General features: G+C 63.9%; 9 protein-coding genes. 2 read left to right on the forward strand and 7 right to left on the reverse strand.

The genetic code is table 11. From position 1 onward, the window contains the following. Nucleotides 1–112 precede the first annotated feature (112 nt). A complete protein-coding gene (locus O7A61_RS29995) occupies nucleotides 113–802 on the forward strand; it encodes a response regulator transcription factor (protein ID WP_337132831.1) in 690 nt (229 codons plus the stop codon). A gap of 24 nt (nucleotides 803–826) precedes the next feature. On the opposite strand, the gene O7A61_RS30000 is transcribed toward O7A61_RS29995, so the two are convergent. The 7 genes from O7A61_RS30000 to O7A61_RS30030 all read right to left on the reverse strand — a co-directional run bounded on the left by O7A61_RS30000 (nucleotide 827) and on the right by O7A61_RS30030 (nucleotide 6,463). After that, the gene (locus O7A61_RS30000) at nucleotides 827–2,263 is read right to left on the reverse strand and encodes an MFS transporter (protein WP_337132832.1); all 1,437 of its coding nucleotides are present in this window, start codon (nucleotides 2,261–2,263) and stop codon (nucleotides 827–829) included. Nucleotides 2,264–2,598: 335 nt separating this feature from the next. Beyond that, on the reverse strand, nucleotides 2,599–3,075 hold the full coding sequence (locus O7A61_RS30005; RefSeq protein ID WP_337105492.1) for a DUF992 domain-containing protein: 477 nt from the start codon (nucleotides 3,073–3,075) through the stop codon (nucleotides 2,599–2,601). Nucleotides 3,076–3,285: 210 nt separating this feature from the next. Beyond that, entirely contained in the window at nucleotides 3,286–4,128 is an 843-nt protein-coding gene (locus O7A61_RS30010) for a tetratricopeptide repeat protein (RefSeq protein ID WP_027142988.1), read from the reverse strand. 141 nt (nucleotides 4,129–4,269) lie between these two features. After that, nucleotides 4,270–4,536, reverse strand: a complete 267-nt coding sequence (rpsU, locus tag O7A61_RS30015; protein ID WP_010911429.1) for a 30S ribosomal protein S21 — start codon at nucleotides 4,534–4,536, stop codon at nucleotides 4,270–4,272. Between the two features lie 176 nt (nucleotides 4,537–4,712). Next, the gene (locus O7A61_RS30020; RefSeq protein WP_337132833.1) at nucleotides 4,713–5,099 is read right to left on the reverse strand and encodes an SET domain-containing protein; all 387 of its coding nucleotides are present in this window, start codon (nucleotides 5,097–5,099) and stop codon (nucleotides 4,713–4,715) included. Nucleotides 5,100–5,226: 127 nt separating this feature from the next. Beyond that, nucleotides 5,227–5,985 carry an SDR family oxidoreductase gene (locus O7A61_RS30025; RefSeq protein ID WP_337132834.1) on the reverse strand — a complete coding sequence of 253 codons (759 nt, stop codon included), beginning with the start codon at nucleotides 5,983–5,985 and terminating at the stop codon, nucleotides 5,227–5,229. 103 nt (nucleotides 5,986–6,088) lie between these two features. Next, nucleotides 6,089–6,463: a DUF2568 domain-containing protein gene (locus tag O7A61_RS30030; protein ID WP_337132835.1), complete on the reverse strand. Its 375-nt coding sequence runs from the start codon at nucleotides 6,461–6,463 to the stop codon at nucleotides 6,089–6,091. Between the two features lie 209 nt (nucleotides 6,464–6,672). On the opposite strand from O7A61_RS30030, the gene O7A61_RS30035 reads away from it, so the two are divergent. Further along, on the forward strand, nucleotides 6,673–7,248 hold a 576-nt coding region (locus tag O7A61_RS30035), incomplete at its 3' end, for an FAD-dependent oxidoreductase (RefSeq protein WP_337132837.1).

A 7,248-nucleotide genomic window follows, 5' to 3' on the forward strand; every position in this document is an offset into this window, starting at 1 on the left:
CCGCCAACCGGACCGACCGCCCCGGTGCGGCCTTCACCATCAGGATGCCGGTCCCGGCGCAAGCGCGCGGTGGCGGCAACCGCGGCGACGTACCCGGCGTGGACCAGCCCTGATGACCAATTCGAATGTCAGGATACTGGTTGTCGATGACGAGCCGCCGATCCGCAAGCTGCTGCGGGTCGGCCTTGCCAGCCAGGGCTACACGGTCAGCGAGGCGTCCAACGCCAAGGTGGCGATCGAGCTGATGGAACAGGAAAAGCCCGACCTGGTGTTGCTCGATCTCGGCCTGCCCGGCATGGGGGGCCATGACCTGCTGCGCAAATGGCGTGACGAGGGCGTCGACATTCCCGTCGTCATCCTCTCCAGCCGCACCGACGAGGCCGGCATCGTCAGCGCGCTCGAACTCGGCGCCGACGATTATGTCACCAAGCCGTTCGGAATGAACGAACTGGTGGCGCGCATCCGCGTTGCGCTGCGCCACAAGTTCCAGCAACAAGGCGAAAAGCCGGTTTTCCAGAGCGGCGACCTCAGCGTCGATCTGGTCAAGCGCATCGTCAAGATCGAGGACAGGGAGGTGAAGCTCTCGCCGAAGGAGTACGACATACTGCGCATCCTGGTGCAGCATGCCGGCAAGGTGCTGACCCACCACTTCATCCTGAAGCAGATCTGGGACGATTCGACCGACGTGCAGTATCTCAGGGTCTATGTGCGCCAGCTCAGGCAGAAGATCGAAAAAACCCCCGACCAGCCGCGCTACATCACCACCGAGACCGGGGTCGGCTACCGCCTGCGTGTCGAGTGAATAACCCGTCCGATAGAACCTGCGTCAGCCGATGGCTGCGAGCGGCCGATTTGCCGCCGCCGATATCCGCAAGGCGGCGAGGCAGCCCAGAATGCCGAGCGGCACGAAGGCAAGGAACAGCCAGCTCGCGACACCAGCGGCCGCGTCATGGTTCAGGCCTTGCGAAAAACCGCTGGCATTGGCGACGATGCCGGCAAGGGCGGCGCCCACGGCATAGCCGATGCGCTGCATGGTCGGCACCGCGGCCGAGGCGATGGTCTGTTCGTCGTCCGGGGCGGAGGCGACGATGACGCGGGTGAGGAACGGCCAGGCGATGCCGAAGCCGCCGCCCTGCAACAGGGCGCAGACCAGGATCAGCGGGATCGAGCCCAGCGGTATCGTGTAGGAGAAGCCGGCGATGCCCGCCGCGATCATCAGTGCGCCGCAGACGATGATCAGCCTTTCGCGCCGTGGCGGCGCGTTGGCGACGAGGATCGACAGGATCGACCAGGCGATCGATTCGGCGGCGATGATGTAGCCGGTGGTCAGCAGCGGAATGTCGTGCAGGCTGGTCAGCAGCAGCGGCCCGTAGACGCCGAAGGAGCAGGTCGCGATGGAAAAGGCGGCCACCATGGTCATGCCGGCGCCGACCGGCGTGCGCCATGAGAACAGCCGCGCCGGGAAAAGCCGGGAGCGCGGCTTCAGCGCATCGATGTAGAAGAACAGCGCGAGACCTGCCAGCCCCAGCACGATCAGCAGCGAGGAACGCAGCAGGGCGATGTCGACGCCGGCCGAGGCGATCAGCACCACGGCAATAGCAAGGCAGCCAAGCGCCATGAACGGAAAAGGCGGCGCCTTACCGGCGCTCGTGCTGGGTCTTGTCGCTTCCGGCGTGTCGAGTACGAGGAAGCTTGCCAGCGCCATGGCGGTGCCGCCGAGAGTGAAGACGCCGAAGGCCCAGCGCCACGACAGCAATTCGGTCATAACAGCGCCGAGGAGCGGGCCGCTGAACGCCGCGACGCCCCAGATCGCCGACATGATGCCGAAAAGCTGCGGCCAGATGGCACGCGAAAACAGCCGCTCGACCGAGACGAAGGCCAGCGACACCAGCGCGCCACCGCCCAGCCCCTCGATCAGCCGGCCGGCCAGGAACAATTGCATCGAAGGCGAGGTGGCGCAGATCAGCGCCCCGGCGGCGTAAAGCAGGGCGGCGACCACCATGTTGGTGCGCAGCGCCACATAGCTCACCAGCCGTCCCGCCGCGGCACCGGCGACGATGGCGCCGAGTTCGTAGATCGCCAGCGACCAGCCGACGAGCTGCACGCCGGCCAGTTCGCCGACCATGGCCGGCATAACGGTCGCCACCATCGTCTCATTGGTGGCATGAAGCAGGATGCCGAGGCTGATGAAGCAGAAGCGCGCCAGGTCGCCGCTTGCCCACAATGCGCGCCAGTCAACCCTGTTTGTGCTGATCTCGGTCATGTCCATCCCTGCTTTGCATATCTTGATGCAGCCGCACGGCACCAGAAGCCAGCGCGAGGCGTCCGGCAGGACCATGCGCGCGGCGTCGAGATGCTGTTTTGCTCGGGACGGGTTTGTAGAACCTCAACCGCGATTGAGCTCAAGCGATTTTTTCGAGATATGTTTGGACCCAGCGTCGTCCTGGATGCACCGCTTGCCGGCAAGCATGATTTGCAATCATGGCAGCGGCGATAGCTGTCCTCGGCATGGCGTCCCCAAAAAACAAACGGCGCGGAACCATCCTATCCGGTTCCGCGCCGCAGAGCGAAGGGTCTGGAGCCGAGGCCCCAAACCGCTTATTTGAGGGAGTGGATCAGCTCCAGCGAAGTCACCGCCACGGCGAGATTGACGCCCGTCTGCGCCTGGACGCTGAGCGGCTCCAGCATGAAGGCGCTGTCGAAGCCACCGACCAGCAGGTTGGCGCCGCCGCCAGTCACGACGCTCGCCTCGGCGTTCACGCCGTAGTAGCTGCCGGCAAGATCGCCCGCGTCACGGTCGCGGGTCGCGGCAAAAACCGCCCAGATGAGCTGGCCCTGGTGCGTCTTGCCGACATCGACACCGAGCTTCGAGATGACGCCTGTATAGATTTCCGATGGCCCGTGATGATGGGGCCGGAAGACGCAGGACACGCCCTTGTTGGACGTCACGATATAGCCGGTGCCGCCATCGATGGTGCAGTCGAGCGTGCCGAGTTGCAGCTTGCCGGCGCTGGCCGGGGCGGCAGCGAAAACGGTCGTTGCAAGAGCAGCGGCGCAGACGAGTTTCTTGATCATGGGGAGGGTCCTTTCGCAATCAGTCTTCAGTAACGTCTCGGGCGCCGCGACCGTTCCGCCGAAAACTTGGCGCGAACAAGGCAGGGGTTAACGGCTTGTCGCGGGGGTTAACACAGGGTTGCCGGATTGGCGGCGATCCGCCGCGCCGCGTGTCCTTTCGGACACGCACGATGCAATGGGGTGCTTGGCGCGGGCTTGAGGAAGCCGATGTCAGCTGACGCGGGCGAGACCGTCCTTGGCCGGCTGGTAGGTGGGGTTGAGGCGCACGGCCTCGCGATAGGCCTTCGCCGCCTTTGCCTTGTCGCCGCGCCGTTCGTAGATCAGCGCCTGGTTGGCCCAGGCCTCGGCGTTCTGGCCGTCGAGCTTGATGGCCATGTTGAAGTCGGAGAAGGCGTTGTCCTCGTCGCCGGTCGCAAGATAGGAGAGGCCACGGCCGTTGTAGGGCTCGGCGGCGTCAGGAGCCAGCGAGATGGCGGTCGAGAAGTCCTCGATGGCGAATTTGTGCTGGCCCTGGCTCTGATAGATCAGGCCGCGATTGTGGTAGGCGCGGGCATCCGTCGTGTCGAGCTGGATCGCCTTCTGGAAGTCGGTGAAGGCATCCTGGGTGCGGCCCGCCTTGCGGTAGAGATTGCCGCGGCCGATATAGGCGGCGTCATAGTTGCCGTTGATCTGGATCGAGCGATTGTAATCCGCGAGTGCGGCTTCCTGGTTGCCGAGGAAGCGCTGGATGAGGGCCCGGTTCGAATAGGCCTGATAGAAATTCGGGTTGAGCTGGATGGCCTGGTTGAAGTCCTTGAGCGCCTGCTGGTACTGGCCGCCGCGGCCATAGGCCGAACCGCGCACATTGTAGCCTTCAGGATCCTGAGGATTGCGCTGGATGACCGCCGACAGCGAGGAGATGTTCTCGCTCGACCCTTGCGCCTTGTCGATGTTGTTGAACTCGCCGGCCGGGCCCGACGTCTGGCAGCCGGCAAGCACCAGTCCGGAAAGCAGGGCCGCTGTCAGGGCGAAACCACGCAATGCGGTCCCGCGCTCCACGCTTGTTGCGTTCATGTCTGCCCTGTCCTCACTTGCGCCGTCGTTCAGGTCCGGTTCCCCCCTCCGGGCCGGGTCACAATCAAAATAAAAGGGTGGCGGCGATTCCACATCGCGCCACCCTGGTATCCTTCGAAAAGGACGAAATATTGGCGATAATCAGCGCGGCGGACGCGCTGCACCGGCGGCACCGCCAGCAGCAACCGGACGCGGGGTCATCGGCAGCAGGCCTTCGCGCTGTGCACGCTTGCGGGCCAGCTTGCGGGCGCGGCGAACGGCTTCGGCCTTTTCACGGGCGCGCTTCTCGGAAGGCTTCTCGTAGTGGCCGCGCATCTTCATTTCGCGGAAAATGCCTTCGCGCTGCATCTTCTTCTTCAGCGCGCGAAGCGCCTGATCAACGTTATTGTCGCGGACGAGTACCTGCACGGGCAATCCTGTCTTTCGGGTTTGATATCAACAGGCAAGCAGCCATAGCCGCAAGCCTCCGCGGCGCTCGACACCACGAATTGTGGCGGCTGATAGCAGAATCAAGCCTCGCTGTCCACAGTCGAAATGACGGACGACAGCCAAATTGCCACGGTCGCCTGGAGATAGGCTGCCCGTTACGCCGTGGCCAGGTGCAGCCGCTCGAAATCCTCGAAGAACTCACCGTAATCGCAGGTGATCTCCTCGCCGACGGCGATATCCCGGGTCGCGGTGGCGCCGCCATATTGCGAAAAATCGGTGTTCGGGGTCGCCGAATGGTTCATGAAGCGGCCATTGTCGACCTCATAGACGATGAAACCGGGCTTGTCGGGGCTCGGATAGGCATAACGGTCGAGCAATTCCTTCAGGGGTTGCGGCGCCGTCTCGTATTTGTCCATCGGGAGCAGCCGATCGAAATCCGGATCCAGGCGCCAGATCGAGGCGCCCTTCCGGATGGGCTCGGCGGCGAACATGCCGACGCCTTCGATTGCACTCTGGGCGACATAGGTTCGGATCAGCATCATGGTTCCAGGACCCGTCTTGGCAAGAAGACCCGTTTAGATAGAAACGGAATCGCCAAATCGCGCCGAAAAAGCAAGACCGGCGCCCTGCGTCACAACGACGAACAGGCCTGTTCCCCATAAAAATCCTTCACGTCCGGTTGATCGACACGCCGCCATCCGCAAACAGCGCGGTTCCCGTGGTGAAGCTCGAGGCGTCGGAGGCGAGGTAAAGCGCGGAGCGGGCGATCTCTTGCGGCCGCGCCATGCGCTTGAGGGCGTGGAGGCCCTCGACGAAGGCGCGAGCCTCAGGCGTGGTCGTCGTCGCGCCTGGCGTGTCGGTCCCGCCGGGCAGCAGCGCGTTGACGCGCAGCCCCTTCGGTCCGTATTCGGCGGCCAACACCTGCGTCAATCCGATCAGGCCGGCCTTGGCCGCGGCGTAGGCGGCCATGCCCGGCATTCCGGCGGTGTAACCGACAAAGCTCGACGTGAAGATCAGCGAGCCGCCGCCGTGCTCGAGCATGGCCGGTATCTGATACTTCGCACCGAGAAAGGCGCTGGTCAGATTGGTGTCCATCGTCCCGTGCCATGTCTGTGCCGACATGTCGGGGACAGGCCCCATCGGCCCGACGGAGCCGGCATTGTTCAACGCGATGTCGAGTCCACCGAAGCTGCCGACCGCCAGCTCGACGAGAGCTTTTGCGTAGGTCTCGTCGGTAACATCCCCCGCGAGAGCGACAGCCGTGCCGCCGGCGTCCTCGATTTCAACGGTGAGTGCATCAAGCTCAGCTTGGCGGCGAGCGGAAATGACCAGCTTGGCGCCTTCCTCCGTGAACAGTTTGGCGGTGGCGCGGCCGATGCCGGAACTGGCGCCGGTGACGATGGCGATCTTGTTGGCGAGTGCGAGCATGTCTGGCATCCTTGTCCTTCGCGCCAGCTTTGCCGGCGATAGGATGCTTCGTCGCAAATCGGCAGGACAGCAGCCACCCGAAAGCCGCAGAGGCTCGCACCAACTATTGCCGCAGCAGCCAAGCCAATCGGTCCATCGAGAACACGTAGCTGATGACGATCAGCACGGCCATGATGGTGCCCGTGGCGGCATGGCCTGCCACATGGAAACCCGCCGCGCCGCCGAACAGGACGACGAATTCCAGCGTCAGCCTGACAGCGCCAGGCACCGGTACCGGTGCACTCCCTGAACGGCTCGGATCGCCGGGCACGGCAAAAATCCCCCACAACGGTGCAGCGATGAGTGGCAAGGCAAGGGCCAGGATCCAGTGCCACCAGCCCTCGAAAAGGCTCCAGCCTGCCATGCCGAGGCCAAGCAAAGCCGCCAGTTCCAGCAGGAAGCGCAATGTGAGATTCCACCAAACGTTGCCCACCATCATCCTCCGAATCCCCGACGCCGGGAAGTGTGACTGAAGCCAGTCATAGGGGCCAGACCGGATACCTCTTTTTCAGCACGGCGCAAAACGGCAAGCGCCGTCGCAAACAGCGCAAGGATGGCAGCGCCATTTCGCTAGTGATACACCTCGCGCGCTGGGCCGAAGGAAGACCCGGCTGCAATCCGCGAGACCTTTTGGCGCGAGGCTGGACCGTGAAGAAATACTCTGTATTCGCCATCGCCCGCGAGGCCATGCGCGGCCACAAGGGCTGGGAGGAACAATGGTCCTCGCCGGAGCCCAGGAAGGAATACGACGTCATGATCGTCGGCGCCGGCGGTCATGGATTGGCGACGGCCTATTATCTCGCCACCGTGCACGGCATCACCAATGTCGCGGTGCTGGAAAAGGGCTGGCTGGGCGGCGGCAATACCGGCCGCAACACAACCATCATCCGATCCAACTATCTCTATGACGAGAGCGCAGGGATTTACGACCATGCGCTGAAGCTGTGGGATGGGCTCTCCCAGGAGCTCAACTACAACGTCATGTATTCGGCGCGCGGCGTCATGATGCTCGCCCACAATGTGCACGACATCCAGGTGCTGAAGCGCCATGTCCATGCCAACCGGCTGAACGGCATCGACAATGAATGGCTGACGCCGGAGCAGGCCAAGGAATTCTGTCCGCCGCTCAATACCTCGAAAGACGCGCGCTATCCGGTCGTCGGGGCTGCCCTGCAGCGCCGCGGCGGCACGGCGCGGCATGACGCGGTCGCCTGGGGCTATGCG

This window comes from Mesorhizobium sp. Cs1321R2N1 (genome assembly GCF_037179725.1).
In the GTDB taxonomy this organism is placed as follows: Bacteria; Pseudomonadota; Alphaproteobacteria; order Rhizobiales; family Rhizobiaceae; genus Mesorhizobium; species Mesorhizobium salmacidum.

Excerpts from the sequence above, each read along its gene's own strand:
- O7A61_RS29995 (WP_337132831.1), top strand. The coding sequence starts at position 113 with ATGACCAATTCGAATGTCAGGATACTGGTTGTCGATGACGAGCCGCCG.
- O7A61_RS30000 (WP_337132832.1), bottom strand. The coding sequence starts at position 2,263 with ATGACCGAGATCAGCACAAACAGGGTTGACTGGCGCGCATTGTGGGCA.
- O7A61_RS30005 (WP_337105492.1), bottom strand. The coding sequence starts at position 3,075 with ATGATCAAGAAACTCGTCTGCGCCGCTGCTCTTGCAACGACCGTTTTC.
- O7A61_RS30010 (WP_027142988.1), bottom strand. The coding sequence starts at position 4,128 with ATGAACGCAACAAGCGTGGAGCGCGGGACCGCATTGCGTGGTTTCGCC.
- O7A61_RS30020 (WP_337132833.1), bottom strand. The coding sequence starts at position 5,099 with ATGATGCTGATCCGAACCTATGTCGCCCAGAGTGCAATCGAAGGCGTC.
- O7A61_RS30025 (WP_337132834.1), bottom strand. The coding sequence starts at position 5,985 with ATGCTCGCACTCGCCAACAAGATCGCCATCGTCACCGGCGCCAGTTCC.
- O7A61_RS30030 (WP_337132835.1), bottom strand. The coding sequence starts at position 6,463 with ATGATGGTGGGCAACGTTTGGTGGAATCTCACATTGCGCTTCCTGCTG.